Annotated in this window: 15 protein-coding genes, 1 tRNA gene and 1 pseudogene; 8 read left to right on the forward strand and 9 right to left on the reverse strand. The window is 49.4% G+C overall.

Going from position 1 to position 15444, the window contains the following annotated elements:
- Positions 1–63: 63 nt before the first annotated feature.
- A pseudogene (locus DZE2538_RS21505) lies at positions 64–212 on the forward strand (IS5 family transposase); the annotation flags it as partial.
- A gap of 260 nt (positions 213–472) precedes the next feature.
- Here the strand turns inward: DZE2538_RS21505 and DZE2538_RS02885 are convergent.
- The 6 genes from DZE2538_RS02885 to rpsU form a co-directional block, all read right to left on the reverse strand.
- Positions 473–1150, reverse strand: a complete 678-nt coding sequence (locus tag DZE2538_RS02885) for a hypothetical protein (RefSeq protein WP_038915548.1) — start codon at positions 1148–1150, stop codon at positions 473–475.
- A gap of 224 nt (positions 1151–1374) precedes the next feature.
- The gene (locus tag DZE2538_RS02890; protein ID WP_023638891.1) at positions 1375–2004 is read right to left on the reverse strand and encodes a hypothetical protein; all 630 of its coding nucleotides are present in this window, start codon (positions 2002–2004) and stop codon (positions 1375–1377) included.
- A gap of 1288 nt (positions 2005–3292) precedes the next feature.
- A tRNA-Ile gene (locus tag DZE2538_RS02895) sits at positions 3293–3368 on the reverse strand.
- Between the two features lie 272 nt (positions 3369–3640).
- The gene (gene rpoD, locus DZE2538_RS02900; protein WP_019843788.1) at positions 3641–5476 is read right to left on the reverse strand and encodes an RNA polymerase sigma factor RpoD; all 1836 of its coding nucleotides are present in this window, start codon (positions 5474–5476) and stop codon (positions 3641–3643) included.
- Between the two features lie 156 nt (positions 5477–5632).
- Complete coding sequence (dnaG, locus tag DZE2538_RS02905) at positions 5633–7387, reverse strand: DNA primase (RefSeq protein ID WP_038915549.1); 1755 nt, start codon at positions 7385–7387, stop codon at positions 5633–5635.
- Between the two features lie 128 nt (positions 7388–7515).
- Entirely contained in the window at positions 7516–7731 is a 216-nt protein-coding gene (gene rpsU / locus DZE2538_RS02910) for a 30S ribosomal protein S21 (protein ID WP_001144069.1), read from the reverse strand.
- 229 nt (positions 7732–7960) lie between these two features.
- Here rpsU and tsaD point away from each other — a divergent pair, with 229 nt between their 5' ends.
- A complete protein-coding gene (tsaD, locus tag DZE2538_RS02915) occupies positions 7961–8974 on the forward strand; it encodes a tRNA (adenosine(37)-N6)-threonylcarbamoyltransferase complex transferase subunit TsaD (RefSeq protein ID WP_016943766.1) in 1014 nt (337 codons plus the stop codon).
- A 53-nt stretch (positions 8975–9027) separates the two neighbouring features.
- On the opposite strand, the gene argR is transcribed toward tsaD, so the two are convergent.
- On the reverse strand, positions 9028–9498 hold the full coding sequence (argR, locus tag DZE2538_RS02920) for a transcriptional regulator ArgR (RefSeq protein WP_016943767.1): 471 nt from the start codon (positions 9496–9498) through the stop codon (positions 9028–9030).
- Between the two features lie 490 nt (positions 9499–9988).
- Here argR and mdh point away from each other — a divergent pair, with 490 nt between their 5' ends.
- The gene (gene mdh / locus DZE2538_RS02925; RefSeq protein WP_016943768.1) at positions 9989–10930 is read left to right on the forward strand and encodes a malate dehydrogenase; all 942 of its coding nucleotides are present in this window, start codon (positions 9989–9991) and stop codon (positions 10928–10930) included.
- Positions 10931–11002: 72 nt separating this feature from the next.
- Here mdh and DZE2538_RS20120 read toward each other — a convergent pair whose 3' ends face one another.
- Entirely contained in the window at positions 11003–11284 is a 282-nt protein-coding gene (locus DZE2538_RS20120) for a helix-turn-helix domain-containing protein (RefSeq protein WP_019843790.1), read from the reverse strand.
- A gap of 188 nt (positions 11285–11472) precedes the next feature.
- Between DZE2538_RS20120 and DZE2538_RS02930 the strand changes: the two genes are divergently transcribed.
- Together DZE2538_RS02930 and DZE2538_RS02935 are read left to right on the forward strand one after the other, a co-directional pair.
- Complete coding sequence (locus DZE2538_RS02930; RefSeq protein WP_012883327.1) at positions 11473–11859, forward strand: DNA-binding protein; 387 nt, start codon at positions 11473–11475, stop codon at positions 11857–11859.
- 235 nt (positions 11860–12094) lie between these two features.
- On the forward strand, positions 12095–12517 hold the full coding sequence (locus DZE2538_RS02935) for a DNA-binding protein (RefSeq protein ID WP_038915550.1): 423 nt from the start codon (positions 12095–12097) through the stop codon (positions 12515–12517).
- A gap of 1 nt (position 12518) precedes the next feature.
- Here the strand turns inward: DZE2538_RS02935 and ispB are convergent, their stop codons facing one another.
- Complete coding sequence (ispB, locus tag DZE2538_RS02940) at positions 12519–13490, reverse strand: octaprenyl diphosphate synthase (protein ID WP_038915552.1); 972 nt, start codon at positions 13488–13490, stop codon at positions 12519–12521.
- A gap of 259 nt (positions 13491–13749) precedes the next feature.
- On the opposite strand from ispB, the gene rplU reads away from it, so the two are divergent.
- The 3 genes from rplU (at position 13750) to DZE2538_RS02955 (ending at position 15401) form a co-directional block, all read left to right on the forward strand.
- Positions 13750–14061 (forward strand): 50S ribosomal protein L21, encoded by a 312-nt coding sequence (rplU, locus tag DZE2538_RS02945; RefSeq protein WP_012771137.1) that lies wholly within the window; start codon positions 13750–13752, stop codon positions 14059–14061.
- Between the two features lie 19 nt (positions 14062–14080).
- Complete coding sequence (rpmA, locus tag DZE2538_RS02950; RefSeq protein ID WP_012771136.1) at positions 14081–14338, forward strand: 50S ribosomal protein L27; 258 nt, start codon at positions 14081–14083, stop codon at positions 14336–14338.
- A gap of 118 nt (positions 14339–14456) precedes the next feature.
- Positions 14457–15401: a DMT family transporter gene (locus tag DZE2538_RS02955; protein ID WP_023638896.1), complete on the forward strand. Its 945-nt coding sequence runs from the start codon at positions 14457–14459 to the stop codon at positions 15399–15401.
- Positions 15402–15444: the final 43 nt, after the last annotated feature.

A 15444-nucleotide genomic window follows, 5' to 3' on the forward strand; every position in this document is an offset into this window, starting at 1 on the left:
GGCGGCCCATAACTATTTTTTGTACAATCAGGGATGTGGTTTCACCACAAAAAGTTCTTTAATTTGGCTCGTTACAACTTTCCCGATGAAGTCTGGTCGCTGATTTCTCCCATGCAGCGCTACCAGAAAGAAGCCCTTCCAGAGGTGGGAGTCCTTACTTTGCGCACAGACATATCATGAATGGCAAATTTTGTGCTCTTTACTCTGGCGCGTTTTGAAAGCACAAAAGGTCGGATATTACCGCCCGGATATTTCCGGACGGTAGGTAGCAAATGAGATAACGCTTCCACCACCGGTCGTTTCTAAAACAGACAATGTGCTTATTGACAGTTTGGTACGGTGGCAGTATTCGTGTTGGCTACTGCGTTGATATTGGTGAACGCAGCTGCATTGTTGGAAGCCTGGAAACAGTAAAATTTTTTGTATGGATAATAAATTAAGTTTTCGTTAGCGTTTTTTTAAAAAAAACACCTTAACTAGCGATGAAATTTAGAGAGCCATCCAACGTATAAGCTAAGTTTTCTGATCCTGGACCGAAGGGGATTTTAACTGGCTTGCCCATGCTATTTGCTGATGTGCTTCTGGCATACATCGAATCCATGGCATACATCGAGTCCGTTGCAGGCAGTACGATCCCCTGTTTAAAATTGGTGACAACCAAATAATATGACAATTTCGATATCATAAAGTAGTAATTCATATTAGGGCTGCCCTGCATTATTATCGCAGGCAGTTTATAGATAAATAGGGCAATACCCATGGTCAGTGCATTCGAAACCGTAAAACTTGAATCGGTTGAGACTTTTAATTTGTCAGTAATATTTTTGTCTAAATAAGGTATGCCAGAGAAAAAACCGGCATTGTTATAGCTAATGGGCAGTGAATTTTTTCCGCCGGAAAAATTCGGAAATACGGGTGTGGGATCTTGCCCTTTAGAAAATGCCACACCAATATCAATCTGCCCGCTGGTATTACCCCAACCTAACCCATAATCGGTTTCATCCCATGAGAAGGTAGCATTCCCACTGTTATTGATCGGCTTCAACAACCAGACAAGTGAGAAGTTACTATTGTCTGAGGAGTCGCCTATATATATGGCCACATTTTGCTGCAGACCACTCTTATTGGTCACGGTTACTGAATAAGCCACAATAGGGATCCTTATTAAGGCAAACTTAGGCGACAGTGCTTTCTGTGTTATCGTGCGTTCATGATAGGGAGTAAAATCATAACAAACTGATTTCTATCAATGTGTGAAGCTCAGATAACCCTGTTTTTTTCAAAAAACCAACCTGTCGTTTCCTCCAGGTTGGTTTCTCTGACTACAGCCGTGAATAAAGTCGCTACAAATATCCTTTCGGGAAAACCACTCTATCAGAGCTGAACAAATTGCAACGTATCATTAAGCTCAAACTTCAATGAGGTTACTCCGTTAGCGAAAGAGAACTGCTTCGGGCTGCTGACAAATGTTCCTGAAACAGCAACACCTATTTTTGAATCTGTTGTGCAAATCCAATATGTTGGATGTGTATCAAACATGAAGTTCCCATTGGGTTTCCCCTGCATCGCGAATGCGGGTAGGGAATTCATATAAACAGCAAGACTCATTGCTTTGGATTGTGTGACAGTGAATGTTGAATCGGTTGTCACTAGCATGTTGCCGGAAGCAACATCCGGATTATTATATGCCGTCGGCTGTGTCTGGAACTGGCCATTAGTGTAGGTAACACCCATCGAGTTGTTTCCGCCACTGGCCGTAGGATTCATACTTTGGATCGGGCCACCGGAACTCCAGAGAACACCCGGGGCCAATGGCTGTTCAGTTGTACCCCAGTTCAGCGCCCAGTCGATTGACCAGTTATAACTGTTCGTATTGCCATCGTTGATCGTCTGCAGCAGCCATACCAATGGCAAACCGGTGACCAGATTAGGGTAAGTTTGATAGATGGCGACATTAGCCGCAGCGCCGCTAGAGTTTTTAACAGAAATAGAATAGGAAGACATAGTGTTATATTCCCTTTCAGTATCTTTGAGTGATGGAAACCATATTTCACGCCAATTGACTATGTTGTTTTGTTCAAGAACGATATAAGTATTATCCGTTTTTAGAATTGTGCAAATTCTACCTATCTTCCCTGAACAGGGCATAAAGGCTCATCCTTACATAAAAAATACGGATTATTTTTTCTTTCAAATGAAAAGAAACGCTCTTTGATCATGCAATCAATGAGATAAGGTTTTTTTGCCAAATGATAATTAGCAATATAAAGAAAATATTTAATATCTTAATGAATTATCAAATCGTGCTATTTTTTATAATATTTTGATTTATATTAAAAAATAAAATAGATAATGATGATTACCTTTAATTTGCATCACTTGTTATTAATTGTGGGTGTTTAGTTCCTTTGTTTTATTATTCTATTATTTATTATTGGTTGGGGTGAACCATTAAGGTACGATGAAATAAACCTGCATGTTTGAAATTAATTACATGTGAAATAATTCGTAGAGGGGAGTGCGAATGAATTAGGGTTATTGAATTAGGGATATTATGTGCCGAAAGGCCTTTCGCCATAAGAATATCTACACCTCACTCTTAGCCAACTGTCAAATTGAGCTGCATCTGCTGCATAACATTGCCATACCAGGTACTTGTTAAATGGGGAAGTCTTAATGTTTTTTCGCGATGTTCCGATGAGAAATGTGAAATCTATTAATAACCTGGTAGAACGAGAATTCAGATGAATTTTCGGCGGGAATGTCATTAGTCATCGATTCAGCGACCAATCGTATAAACGACTCATCGAGAAGAATAAGGATTCGCATGTGGTGGCCCACCTACACGCTATGTTCGCCTGAACGCCGGTCGTGAAAGCATTTCAGCATTGGGTATTAGACATTATGGGTCAGGAGGCAATGACAAGGAGGTTACCAGCTAAAGAGCAAGTGGCTACCGTGCCCTTGCTGTAGGAAGCCTGCAAGTGTCATTGGTACAAACAACCTGGCACGCTATCAGGTTGAAATAATTGCTGAATGTGACAGTTTAGGTTGTACAAACCAGAAATTCAAATCTGAGATTTTTTCTCATATTACATCAGGCAAAAAGACGACAGCCGGATATTCGAAGAAATCATCTGTGTGCCTTCACCACACGAGAACAGGGTATTAATCCGAATGCTATCGGTGTCAGCTTGGCCCTGGGAGACAAAAAATGGACATTCGCAATTTGTGAAACAAAAAAGCCACCCGCTGAGAGGTGGCTTAATTATATGATTCTAAAACTAAAATTTGGTGGCCCCTGTTGGGTTTGAACCAACGACCAAGCGATTATGAGTCGCCTGCTCTAACCACTGAGCTAAGGGGCCATGCGGGTGTTGATTATAGGTAATCCGGCTAGTCGGGTCTATAGTGCGACGACCATATGGTCGTTTTGTATTCACTCTACAGTGGATTGTTATTACTAGGGATTCGCACATCTTCCGGTGGGGCAGGGTATGAGTACATTGGCTGGGTGAGAGGGATCGCTTTTGCCCGGAAGACTGGCAGACTGGCAGACTGGCAGGCTAAGGCTATTTGAGGCCTAAATAAAAACCCCCGGTCGAAACCGGGGATGTGATAAGGAGTAAAACCTGTTCTCTTAGTCGTCCAGGAAGCTACGCAGCACTTCAGAACGGCTCGGGTGGCGCAATTTACGCAACGCTTTGGCTTCAATCTGACGAATACGTTCGCGGGTGACGTCGAACTGTTTGCCGACTTCTTCCAGCGTGTGGTCGGTATTCATGTCGATACCAAAACGCATGCGCAGCACCTTGGCTTCACGTGCGGTCAGGCCAGCCAGTACGTCATGGGTGGCAGAACGCAGACTTTCAGAGGTAGCGGAGTCCAGCGGCAGCTCCAGCGTGGTATCTTCGATGAAATCGCCCAGATGCGAATCTTCATCATCACCGATCGGGGTTTCCATCGAGATAGGCTCTTTGGCGATCTTCAATACCTTGCGGATCTTGTCTTCCGGCATCAGCATGCGTTCAGCCAGTTCTTCCGGCGTCGGCTCGCGACCCATTTCCTGCAACATCTGGCGAGAAATACGGTTGAGTTTGTTGATGGTCTCAATCATATGCACCGGGATACGGATGGTGCGCGCCTGATCCGCGATAGAACGGGTGATCGCCTGACGGATCCACCAGGTGGCGTAGGTGGAGAACTTATAGCCACGGCGGTATTCGAATTTGTCTACCGCTTTCATCAGGCCGATGTTGCCTTCCTGAATCAGGTCGAGGAACTGTAAGCCACGGTTGGTGTATTTCTTGGCGATCGAGATAACCAGACGCAGGTTCGCTTCCACCATTTCTTTCTTGGCGCGACGCGCCTTGGCTTCGCCGATGGACATGCGACGGTTGATGTCTTTTACCTGCTCGATAGTCAGGCCGGTTTCTTCTTCGATCTGTTGCAGTTTTTGCAGGCTGCGATGTACGTCGTCTTCAACGTCGTGCAGTTTTTCACACCAGGGTTTGCCCATGGACATTGCAGCTTCGAACCACTTGCTGTTGGTTTCGTTGCCGGTAAACAGCGTGACAAAGTTTTTCTTCGGCATTTTGCACAGTTCAACGCACAGCTTCATGATCTGGCGTTCCTGAGCACGCACGCGATCCATCATGGAACGCATGTTATTTACCAGCAGGTCGAACTGTTTTGGCACCAGACGGAACTGCTTGAACACCTCAGACAGTTTGTTGATTTCTTCAATAGCCGACGGATGGCTGCGGCCATGCGCCTTGATGCTGAGGCGGGTCGCTTCGTACTGATCGCGCAGTTCGGTGAATTTCTGACGCGCCAGCTCCGGGTCGATGCTGTTGTCATCGTCGGAATCGTCTTCGTCTTCTTCGTTTTCGTCGTCGTCGTCGTCGATACCGTCATCAGCCAGTTCGGCGTTTTCAGGCGCGGCGTTCGGTGCCAAATCTTCTTCGGCGTTCGGGTCGACAAAGCCGGTTATCAGATCGGACAGGCGGCTTTCTCCGGCTTCAACGCGATCGTACTGTTCCAACAGATAGGTGATCGCTTCTGGATACTCGGCAACAGAGCACTGAACCTGATTGATCCCGTCTTCGATTCGCTTCGCGATATCGATTTCCCCTTCACGGGTCAGCAGTTCAACGGTGCCCATTTCACGCATGTACATGCGAACGGGATCGGTCGTGCGGCCAATCTCGGATTCGACGCTGGACAATACCTGTGCTGCGGCTTCAGCAGCGTCTTCGTCGGCGGTATTCTCAGCCAGCATGAGATCATCGGCATCCGGTGCTTCTTCCATCACCTGGATGCCCATGTCGTTAATCATCTGGATGATGTCTTCGATCTGATCGGAGTCGATGATATCTTCCGGCAGATGGTCATTGACCTCGGCATAGGTCAGGTAGCCTTGCTCCTTACCACGGGTGACAAGTAGCTTGAGCTGTGACTGCGGGTTTTGCTCCATAAGACGGTATCCACACTTCAGAATATTGGGGTTGGTGTCGGTCAGCGTAAATCGCTAACAATAGCATTAGGGGAATTTTTCTTATCGCCGCAGCCCCTGTAGCGGCACGCTGTAGGGATCAACCCTACTATTTATCGGCAGTTAAGCCGCAGGAAATCAGTTTTTTCGTGTCAGCGCCAGTTGCAGAGACCACAACTCTTTGCGCTCATTCATGCTCAGCCCGTGCGTTCTTTCGCGGGCAATGAGCGTATCCATCCGTTGCTGAAGCAACTGGTCGTAGAGCTCGGCCAGGCTGACCCTGAATTTCTCTTCGAGCTCGTCGTCTTCAATCATATGGTCCCAGGCGGCGAGGGTTTCAAGCTGCTTGCGATATTTACTTTCGCGATATTTCTCCAGCAGCAACCCCATGTTCATGCCTGGGCTTTCATTGCAGGCTTTCACCAGATCTAAAAACAGCTCCAGTCCTGCCACTTTACTTTCTTCCACGCCATCCAGCGCCAGTGTCGGCACTTCGGCGGACAGCCTCGGGTTTTGTACTAAAAGTCCTATCAGTATACGCATAGTTGTGACTTTTAGCCGTGGAGGCTGGTAAGACGATGTTTGTTCCGCTGTCTTCGGTAACAGGCGATCCAACTGGCTGTCATCCAGCAGCCCCAATTTATGGCCGAGCTGTTGACGTAAGTATAAGCGTAACGTTTCACCCGGTACCTGACCAATAAGGGGTAAAGCCAGCGTGCTCAGCTTGGCTCGCCCGTCCGGGGTACTCATGTCCACCTGTTGTAACAGCGAGTCGAACAAAAACGACGACAGTGGCAACGCCTGTCCAATACGCTGCTCAAACGCGTCTTTCCCTTCCTGACGCACCAGTGTATCCGGGTCCTCGCCATCTGGCAGGAACATAAAACGCAACTGCCTGCCGTCATCCAAATAGGGTAGCGCGGTTTCCAGCGCTCGCCAGGCGGCGTCGCGTCCAGCACGGTCGCCATCGTAACAACACACCACCTGATCGGTAGCGCGGAACAGCAACTGAATATGATCCGCCGTTGTTGAGGTTCCCAGTGAGGCGACCGCGTAATCGATGCCAAACTGTGCCAGCGCAACCACATCCATATAGCCTTCGACCACCAACAACCGTTTCAATTCCGGGTTTTTCTGTTGTGCTTCGTACAGGCCGTACAGCTGTCTACCTTTATGAAAAATCTCGGTTTCCGGCGAGTTCAGGTACTTTGGGGTGCCGTCACCCATGACCCGACCACCGAACGCAATGACCCGCCCGCGTTTATCACGGATAGGGAACATCACCCGATCGCGAAAACGATCGTAAGTACGACCATTCTCGTTGGTCACCAACATACCGGCGTCAGTCAGCGTCGTTTTATCGTCGCTGTTGCGTCCGAAACGCTTTAACGCGTTATCCCACCCTGGCAGCGTACATCCGATGGCGAACTGACGGATGACATCATCGCTCAAGCCTCGTCTGGCCAGATACTCTCTGGCGGGCGTACCGGCGGGTTGGTTCAGAGTATGTTGGTAAAATGCGCTTAATTGTTCCATCAGCTCGTATAAACTTTGCCGTTGATGGCGTTCGAGCTGGGTCGGACCGGTGCCTGCTTCGTAAGGGACATCCAGGCCGTGCATTGCAGCCAGTTCTTCAATGCTTTCAACAAATTCCAGACGATCGTAATTCATCAGGAAATCAATGGCGTTACCATGGGCACCGCAGCCAAAGCAATGGTAGAACTGCTTATCACCGTTTACGGTGAATGACGGGGTTTTCTCGTGGTGGAACGGGCAACACGCGTGGTAATTTTTGCCCTGCTTTTTCAGTTTAACGCGCGCATCGATCAGGTCGACGATGTCGGTTCGGGCTAGCAGGTCATTAATAAATACGCGGGGAATACGTCCAGCCATAAGCCCCTTATCTATATACGTTTATAAACGACAATAAGCCGCGCATTCCTTTCGGAAATGCACGGCCTTCGTATGCAACTGCTAAGTCTGCGGATTAATCACGCGGTGGAGGATAACCCTCCTAAAAATTAATACAGACGAGTGCGGCGTGCGTTTTCTCGAGCCAGCTTCTTAGCGTGACGTTTCACAGCAGATGCTTTAGCGCGTTTACGTTCAGTAGTCGGTTTTTCATAGAACTCACGACGACGAACTTCAGCCAAAACACCCGCTTTTTCGCAGGAACGCTTGAAACGACGCAGAGCAACGTCGAACGGCTCGTTTTCACGTACTTTAATTACCGGCATGTGCCTCTCACCTCAGTAAATTCGGTTTGTTGCTGGCCTTGTGCCAGCCTTTTCAAAATGGTGCGGAATTCTACTGCAACTGTGGCGCGTTTGTAAAGTCCATCAGCGATCATAAAACGCGCGATGCGGGGGTACGTGTCTGTGGGCGGGCTTATGATAGACTATGCGCCGCCTGAATCAAGCGGCCAGGTTGGTCGCGGTAAAAATGTAACCGAGAGTGAAAACAGCAATGCGCGTATTGGGTATTGAAACATCCTGCGATGAAACCGGAGTCGCGATTTATGACACGCAGGCCGGGCTGCTGGCAAATCAGCTTTATAGCCAGGTAAAACTGCATGCCGATTATGGTGGCGTGGTACCTGAACTGGCGTCCCGCGACCATGTCCGCAAGACCGTGCCACTGATTCAGGCGGCGCTAAAAGAAGCTGGGCTACAGCAGGGTGATATCGATGCCATCGCATACACCGCAGGCCCAGGTCTGGTCGGCGCGCTACTGGTGGGTGCGACGGTGGGACGTTCGCTGGCGTTCGCCTGGAATGTGCCCGCCATACCGGTCCATCACATGGAAGGGCATCTGCTGGCGCCCATGCTGGAAGATAACCCCCCCGCGTTTCCGTTTGTAGCACTGTTGGTCTCTGGTGGGCATACTCAGTTGATCAGCGTGACCGGTATTGGCGAATACCGTTTGCTGGGCGAATCCATCGATGATGCGGCGGGTGAAGCGTTCGATAAAACCGCCAAACTCTTGGGGCTGGATTACCCTGGGGGGCCGTTGCTGTCAAAAATGGCGCAGAACGGGCACCCCGGTCGTTTTGTCTTCCCGCGGCCCATGACGGATCGCCCCGGTCTGGATTTCAGTTTCTCGGGATTGAAGACCTTTGCCGCCAATACCATCCGTGAGAATGGCAACGATCCGCAGACACAAGCCGATATCGCACGAGCATTCGAAGATGCCGTCGTTGATACGCTGGCCATCAAGTGTCGGCGTGCGCTTGACGAGACCGGGTTCAGTCGGCTGGTGATGGCGGGCGGCGTAAGCGCTAATCGGACATTGCGCCAACGTCTGGCAGAGATCATGGCTAAACGCGGTGGTGAGGTGTTCTATGCGCGTCCTGAGTTTTGTACCGATAACGGCGCGATGATTGCGTATGCGGGCGCAGTAAGGTTCGCTCAGGGCGTTACCGGGGAGCTTGGCATTACTGTGCGGCCACGCTGGCCGCTGGCTGAGTTGCCGGCCTTGTGATGCGTTGCTGATATCGTCTTGTCGCCCCGAACAGATCGCGGGGCGGCGGGAAATCAGAGTTCCTGTTCAAACAGAACCAGGATAGCTTCATATAGCTGCTTGACGCTAAATCCTCTGGCAGGCGTGGTGAAAATGGTGTCATCACCCGCAATCGTGCCAAGAATACCTTCCGATTTGCCCAGTGAGTCCAGCAGGCGTGCGATTAACTGTGCCGCACCTGGGCTGGTATGAATGACGACCACGGCATCGTTGTGATCAACATCCAGCACCAGATTTTTTAGCGGACTGGTGGTGGTTGGCACCCCTAACTCAGCGGGCAGGCAATAAACCATTTCCATTTTGGCGTTGCGGGTACGCACCGCGCCAAACTTGGTCAGCATGCGTGATACTTTCGACTGGTTGATGTTGTCGAAGCCATCGTCCTGCAATGCCTGTACGATTTCGCTCTGAGAGCTGAATTTCTCTTCTTTTAACAGCGCTTTGAACGCTTTTACCAGATCTTCTTGTTTAGGGGAGCTACGCATTCTGCACCGTGTCCGAGGAAAAGTGAAACATACCGCGATTATGCATTTAAATGAATTTTTATGCAATATAGGCGCGTATAAAACCGGATTGTGGGGGGAGTCTATCAGGCGAGAAAATGTGTAGGGCGATACTTTACCGGGACGTCAAAAAGTGTGCTCTTCATCACATAAAAGTAAAATAAATGTTATCAAAATGATGTTGTTTGGGGGCTGCTTACAGGTGTAATGTAACATACCCGTTAATCAGTCGTGGGCTTATGTCGGGGCACATCACAATTGCCTGTTACTTTAATTACCTTTCAGATATCAGGCGGATTGTTAGTTTATTATTAATCACATAGTGCGTTATCGCTGTGCACCGATCTACTGCAGCGGACCTATGTAGTGCCTCTCTGAAAGCAGGTCTGGTGCCTGGCTTGTCTCGCGAGCATAAACGTTTTTAACTAAACGCATCCACGGTAATTTTACTTAACATAATAAGGAGTTTAGGATGAAAGTTGCAGTTCTCGGAGCCGCAGGTGGTATTGGTCAAGCCCTTGCTCTTCTCCTCAAAACCCAGCTTCCTTCAGGTTCAGAGCTCTCACTTTATGATATTGCTCCGGTTACACCGGGCGTGGCGGTTGATCTGAGCCACATTCCTACCGACGTGAAAATCAAAGGTTTCAGTGGTGAAGATGCGACTCCGGCTCTGGAAGGCGCGGATATCGTGCTGATGTCTGCCGGGGTTGCCCGTAAGCCGGGCATGGATCGTTCCGATCTGTTTAACGTTAACGCGGGCATTGTGCGTAACCTGGTGTCTCAGGTTGCCAGTACCTGCCCTAAAGCCTGTATCGGTATCATTACCAACCCGGTCAATACGACGGTGGCGATTGCGGCTGAAGTCCTGAAACAAGCGGGCGTCTATGACAAAAACAAATTGTTCGGTGTCACGACGCTGGACATTATCCGCTCAAATACTTTCGTGGCTGAACTGAAAGGCAAACAGCCGCAGGATATTGAAGTACCGGTTATCGGTGGCCACTCCGGCGTGACCATTCTGCCGTTGCTGTCTCAGATTCCGGGCGTAAGCTTCACTGAACAGGAAGTGGCTGACCTGACCAAGCGTATTCAGAATGCCGGTACTGAAGTGGTTGAAGCAAAAGCCGGTGGCGGGTCTGCAACTTTGTCCATGGGTCAGGCTGCCGCTCGCTTTGGTTTGTCTCTGGTACGTGCTCTGCAGGGTGAAAGCGGTGTGGTTGAATGTGCTTATGTTGAAGGTGATGGCAAACATGCCCGCTTCTTCGCACAACCGCTGTTGCTGGGCAAAAACGGTGTGGCGGAGCGTAAAGAGATTGGTACGCTGAGCGCATTTGAACAACAGGCTCTGGTCAGCATGCTGGATACCCTGAAACAGGATATCGCGCTGGGCGAAGAGTTCGTCAACAAGAAATAATCACGAATTGTGATTACCTGTGTTGCTGATAAGGCCGGAGTGTATTCTCCGGCCTTTCTTTTTTTGGCAGCATTATTCGGGTTGTGGATCGGATGGAGGACGGATCAGCTTTTTGCGGTCGAGTAATTCTTGCGTTTGTGGATCGTAATAGCGGCTGGGCCATATTTCCGACGGATGAATCCCCAGCGCATCGGCTATTAACCATTCGCCCTTTGGCCACGGACGGGATAGGGCATTAGCCAGTGTGGAAGAGCTCAAGCCGGCACCGCGCGATACTGCAGCAAGTGTTGTCCCTTTCTTTCTCAATGCTGCGATAATATCGGCAGGATGCCAGTCATTTTTCCTTGAATTCATAATCCTTCCCTTATTGCTATTAAGACGACAGCGTATTAATGGTATAACTAACAGCTAATGGTTAATGGTTTTGCTAACCTCAAGCCATTATTTGGAAATAATATAGCACCAATTTCCTTAATATTTCCAAATTAATTTCCAAATGGATCTGAATAGGTAACGTGTATCACTATCGGGATGAAAAGGACATGAAAAAAGAGTGGTTTGCGACCAGCGAATTGGTTGGTATTGGCGGACTCCCTAAATCACGGCAAGGATTGAATAAGCGAGCCCGAGAAGATGGTTGGGAAAAGCGTCGCCGTAAAGGTGTACAAGGACGTGGGGTAGAATATTCTATCCATAGCTTACCTCAGTCTGTTCAGCAAACGCTGCTACTGCAGGAAACGTCAGGTGAATATGCGGCAAAACCATCAGACATGCTGTCAGTCTGGATTCAAATTTACCACCAGTTGTCGGTCCCTGAACGGGAAAAATTGGTGGCGCATATCATGCGCGAAGGGGTGTCATCTACGTTGAAGCAGCTCGGTCTGGCGAATACGGTAAGCGCAACTTTGATAAAAGATTTTTCTGATTAAATCTCTCAGCCATTCCCAGTTACCCTCTATTGCGGAATGGCTTTCTCCTATTTCCCTGCGGTTTCTCCAGCTTATTTCTTTCTGTGGAATTTTCACCGACACCGTTAACTCTGCCTTTAACGCTATTGCGTTAGTGGTTTGAATAAAATTAGTCTATTATATGGAAACGTAATCGGGTTTTTAGTCGCCTGATTATGTATTCGTATCAGGAATGAGATGAAAGGGAGAGATTAGGATGGAAAAAACATGGTTTACGACGAATGAATTATTGGGCGTGGCTGGATTGCCGAAATCTCGTCAGGGGCTGAATAAAAAAGCCAAGGATCATGGCTGGGAAAGACGACGTCGCAAAGGCGTTCAGGGTAAAGGCGTCGAATATGCTATCTGGAGCTTGCCGGAAGAGGTCAAAGCAACATTGATGAGCGCGACGTTAATGGGGACGACGCTGATGCGTGAAACCTCGCCCGATTATGTCCCGGCGGCATCGGCCGGTGCGCAGGAATACACCTGGATTCAAATTTATCATCAACTGTCGGCGGAAGAACGTACCCGGTTAATTGGGCACATCCTGCGTGAAGGGGCGATGAGTGTGCTGGCCCGTTTGGAAAACGGGCCGCATAAATGCCAAAGCCTGGACTGTGTAAATAAAGAAGAGTGATTTAGAAGTCGCGCTGCACTGCAAGGTGGGCCAGCCCTTCAAGCGCAGTGCGAAAATCACTGGCGGGCAGGCACTGAATCGCGGTGATAGCTTTATCGGCTTCTTCCTCGGCTCTTTGGCGCGTATAGGCGAGAGAGCCGCAGGATTGCATGGCAGCTAATACCGGTTCCAGTAAATGGCGGCCGTTGCCTTGCTCAATCGCCTGGCGGATCATGGTGCGCTGCTCATCATTACCGTGGTGCATGGCATGCAGCAACGGTAACGTGGGTTTGCCTTCGTTCAGGTCATCACCGGTATTTTTCCCCAGTGTTTTGCCGTCGGCGCTGTAGTCGAGCAAATCGTCAATCAATTGGAATGCGGTGCCGAGGTAGCGACCGTATTCTTGTAACGCCAGTTCCTGCTCGCTGCTGGCATCCGACAAAATAGCGGAAGATTGCGCGGCCGCTTCGAATAACCGGGCCGTTTTGCTGTAAATCACCCGCATATAGCTGTCTTCGGTGATATCCGGGTCGTTGCAGTTCATGAGCTGGAGTACTTCGCCTTCCGCAATGACGTTAACGGCGTCAGACATGACCGACATAACGCGCAGCGAAGCCAGGCTTGTCATCATTTGAAACGCGCGGGTATAGATGAAATCGCCGACCAACACGCTGGCGGCATTACCGAATGCCGCGTTCGCCGTGGCTTTTCCGCGGCGCATATCACTTTCGTCGACAACGTCATCATGGAGAAGCGTGGCGGTGTGGATAAATTCAATCAGCGCGGCAACGGTAATGTGCTTGTCACCCTGGTAATTCAGCGCTCTGGCGGCAAGTACCGCTATCATGGGACGGATGCGCTTGCCGCCACCGCCGATGATGTAATTTCCTAACTGATTGATCAGGACAACATCGGAGTTGAGCTGATCCAGTATGGTCTGGTTGACGGCGGCCATATCCTGTGCGCTTAACGCTGTGATTTGCTCTAAGTTCATTGTTTCTGCCAGCTGATTGCTTCTGTTTCTGCCGTGAAAATACTGCTGATATCGGCACCGAAAAGGGAACGTTAGGCCCGATTGTACTTGAAAAACGGCACAGATAAACGGCAGTTCATGGGTTGTATCCTTTTTCTTCACATTGATTGATTCTGCGCTTGTCATCAGTAGGTTTTTTGCGTAGAATTCGCGCCCTATTGTGAATATTTATAGCGCGCTTCACATCATTCAAAGAAGCACGCAGGAAGCGGAGTTTTATATGTACGCAGTTTTCCAAAGTGGTGGTAAACAACACCGAGTAAGCGAAGGCCAGACCGTTCGCTTGGAAAAGCTGGACATCGCAACCGGTGAAGCTGTTGAGTTTGACCAGGTTCTGATGGTTGCCAATGGTGAAGATGTCAAAATCGGCGTTCCTTTCGTCGAAGGCGGCAAAATCAAGGCTGAAGTTGTTGCTCACGGCCGTGGCGAGAAAGTTAAAATCGTTAAGTTTCGTCGCCGTAAACACTACCGTAAGCAGGCTGGCCACCGTCAGTGGTTCACTGACGTGAAAATCACCGGCATCAGCGCTTAAGTTTTAGGAGAGCGGATTAATGGCACACAAAAAAGCTGGCGGTTCTACTCGTAACGGCCGCGACTCAGAAAGCAAACGTCTTGGCGTAAAACGCTTCGGCGGTGAATCAGTTCTGGCTGGCAGCATCATCGTTCGTCAGCGTGGCACCAAGTTCCACGCCGGCAGCAACGTAGGTTGCGGCAAAGACCACACCCTGTTTGCACTGTCTGACGGTAAAGTCAAATTTGAAGTTAAAGGCCCGAACAACCGTAAATACATCAGCATCGTTGCTGAGTAATTTTCTGGTATCAGGTTGAATCATAAAGCCCCGCACTTGTTGCGGGGCTTTTTACATTTAGATGTACGATAAAAACGCTGCACGTTAACGACATCAATAAAAAAGAGCAGGTGATGTGATGAAACAGAATGCTGGCATCGGGTTTTGTCTGGCGCTGACCACTGCCGTATGCTGGGGGGCGCTGCCAATCGCGATGAAACAGGTTCTGGCGACGATGGAGCCTTACACCATCGTCTGGTATCGGTTTCTGATTGCGTCCGTCGGATTGGGCATTTTCTTGTACAGCAAAAGCGCGTTGCCAAAGCTGCGGGCGTTCGATCATCAACGCTGGTGGATTTTGTTGCTGATAGCAACAGGAGGACTGCTGGGCAATTTCGTATTGTTCAGCTCTTCGCTGCAATACCTGAGTCCTACGGCGTCGCAGGTGATCGGGCAGTTGTCTACGGTAGGGCTGATGGTCGCCAGCGTCGTTATCCTGAAAGAGAAGATGCGTATCAACCAGGTAATCGGTGCCGGAATATTGATCTGTGGGCTGTTGATGTTTTTCAACAACAGTTTGGTGGAGCTGTTTACCCGCCTGACGGATTACACCTTCGGGATCTTACTGGGCGTGGCGGCAGCCACCGTGTGGGTTGCGTATGGTGTGGCCCAAAAGGTATTGCTGCGGCGTCTGACTTCGCAGCAACTGCTTTTCCTGCTCTACGCGCTCTGCGTATTGTTCATCACACCGTGGGCGAAGCCGGGCACACTGTTTCAGCTAACCGGTTGGCAATTAGCTTGCCTGTTGTTTTGCGGTGCGAATACGCTGGTTGGTTACGGGGCGCTGGCGGAAGCCATGGCTCGCTGGCAAGCCGCGCAGGTGAGTACCATTATTACGCTGACGCCGCTGTTTACGCTGTTTTTCTCCGATCTGTTGTCATTGGCCTGGCCATCGGTATTTATTGCGCCATCGCTTAATATTCTGGGATACGTCGGTGCATTTGTCGTTGTGGCAGGGGCGATGTTTGCCGCGATTGGGCATCATGTGATCGCAGCAAAACGTTCCAAATATCCTCGGGTGTGAGGCGGCTGTGGCAAGGCATGTTTAAGGCCATGCCGAAGTTGAT

Source organism: Dickeya zeae NCPPB 2538 (assembly GCF_000406165.1).
Taxonomy (GTDB): Bacteria; Pseudomonadota; Gammaproteobacteria; order Enterobacterales; family Enterobacteriaceae; genus Dickeya; species Dickeya zeae.

What these genes read in the sequence shown, in the direction of transcription:
- DZE2538_RS02890 (WP_023638891.1), bottom strand. Translation starts at nt 2,004, where the DNA reads ATGTCTTCCTATTCTATTTCTGTTAAAAACTCTAGCGGCGCTGCGGCT.
- rpoD (WP_019843788.1), bottom strand. Translation starts at nt 5,476, where the DNA reads ATGGAGCAAAACCCGCAGTCACAGCTCAAGCTACTTGTCACCCGTGGT.
- dnaG (WP_038915549.1), bottom strand. Translation starts at nt 7,387, where the DNA reads ATGGCTGGACGTATTCCCCGCGTATTTATTAATGACCTGCTAGCCCGA.
- rpsU (WP_001144069.1), bottom strand. Translation starts at nt 7,731, where the DNA reads ATGCCGGTAATTAAAGTACGTGAAAACGAGCCGTTCGACGTTGCTCTG.
- tsaD (WP_016943766.1), top strand. Translation starts at nt 7,961, where the DNA reads ATGCGCGTATTGGGTATTGAAACATCCTGCGATGAAACCGGAGTCGCG.
- argR (WP_016943767.1), bottom strand. Translation starts at nt 9,498, where the DNA reads ATGCGTAGCTCCCCTAAACAAGAAGATCTGGTAAAAGCGTTCAAAGCG.
- mdh (WP_016943768.1), top strand. Translation starts at nt 9,989, where the DNA reads ATGAAAGTTGCAGTTCTCGGAGCCGCAGGTGGTATTGGTCAAGCCCTT.
- DZE2538_RS20120 (WP_019843790.1), bottom strand. Translation starts at nt 11,284, where the DNA reads ATGAATTCAAGGAAAAATGACTGGCATCCTGCCGATATTATCGCAGCA.
- DZE2538_RS02930 (WP_012883327.1), top strand. Translation starts at nt 11,473, where the DNA reads ATGAAAAAAGAGTGGTTTGCGACCAGCGAATTGGTTGGTATTGGCGGA.
- DZE2538_RS02935 (WP_038915550.1), top strand. Translation starts at nt 12,095, where the DNA reads ATGGAAAAAACATGGTTTACGACGAATGAATTATTGGGCGTGGCTGGA.
- ispB (WP_038915552.1), bottom strand. Translation starts at nt 13,490, where the DNA reads ATGAACTTAGAGCAAATCACAGCGTTAAGCGCACAGGATATGGCCGCC.
- rplU (WP_012771137.1), top strand. Translation starts at nt 13,750, where the DNA reads ATGTACGCAGTTTTCCAAAGTGGTGGTAAACAACACCGAGTAAGCGAA.
- rpmA (WP_012771136.1), top strand. Translation starts at nt 14,081, where the DNA reads ATGGCACACAAAAAAGCTGGCGGTTCTACTCGTAACGGCCGCGACTCA.
- DZE2538_RS02955 (WP_023638896.1), top strand. Translation starts at nt 14,457, where the DNA reads ATGAAACAGAATGCTGGCATCGGGTTTTGTCTGGCGCTGACCACTGCC.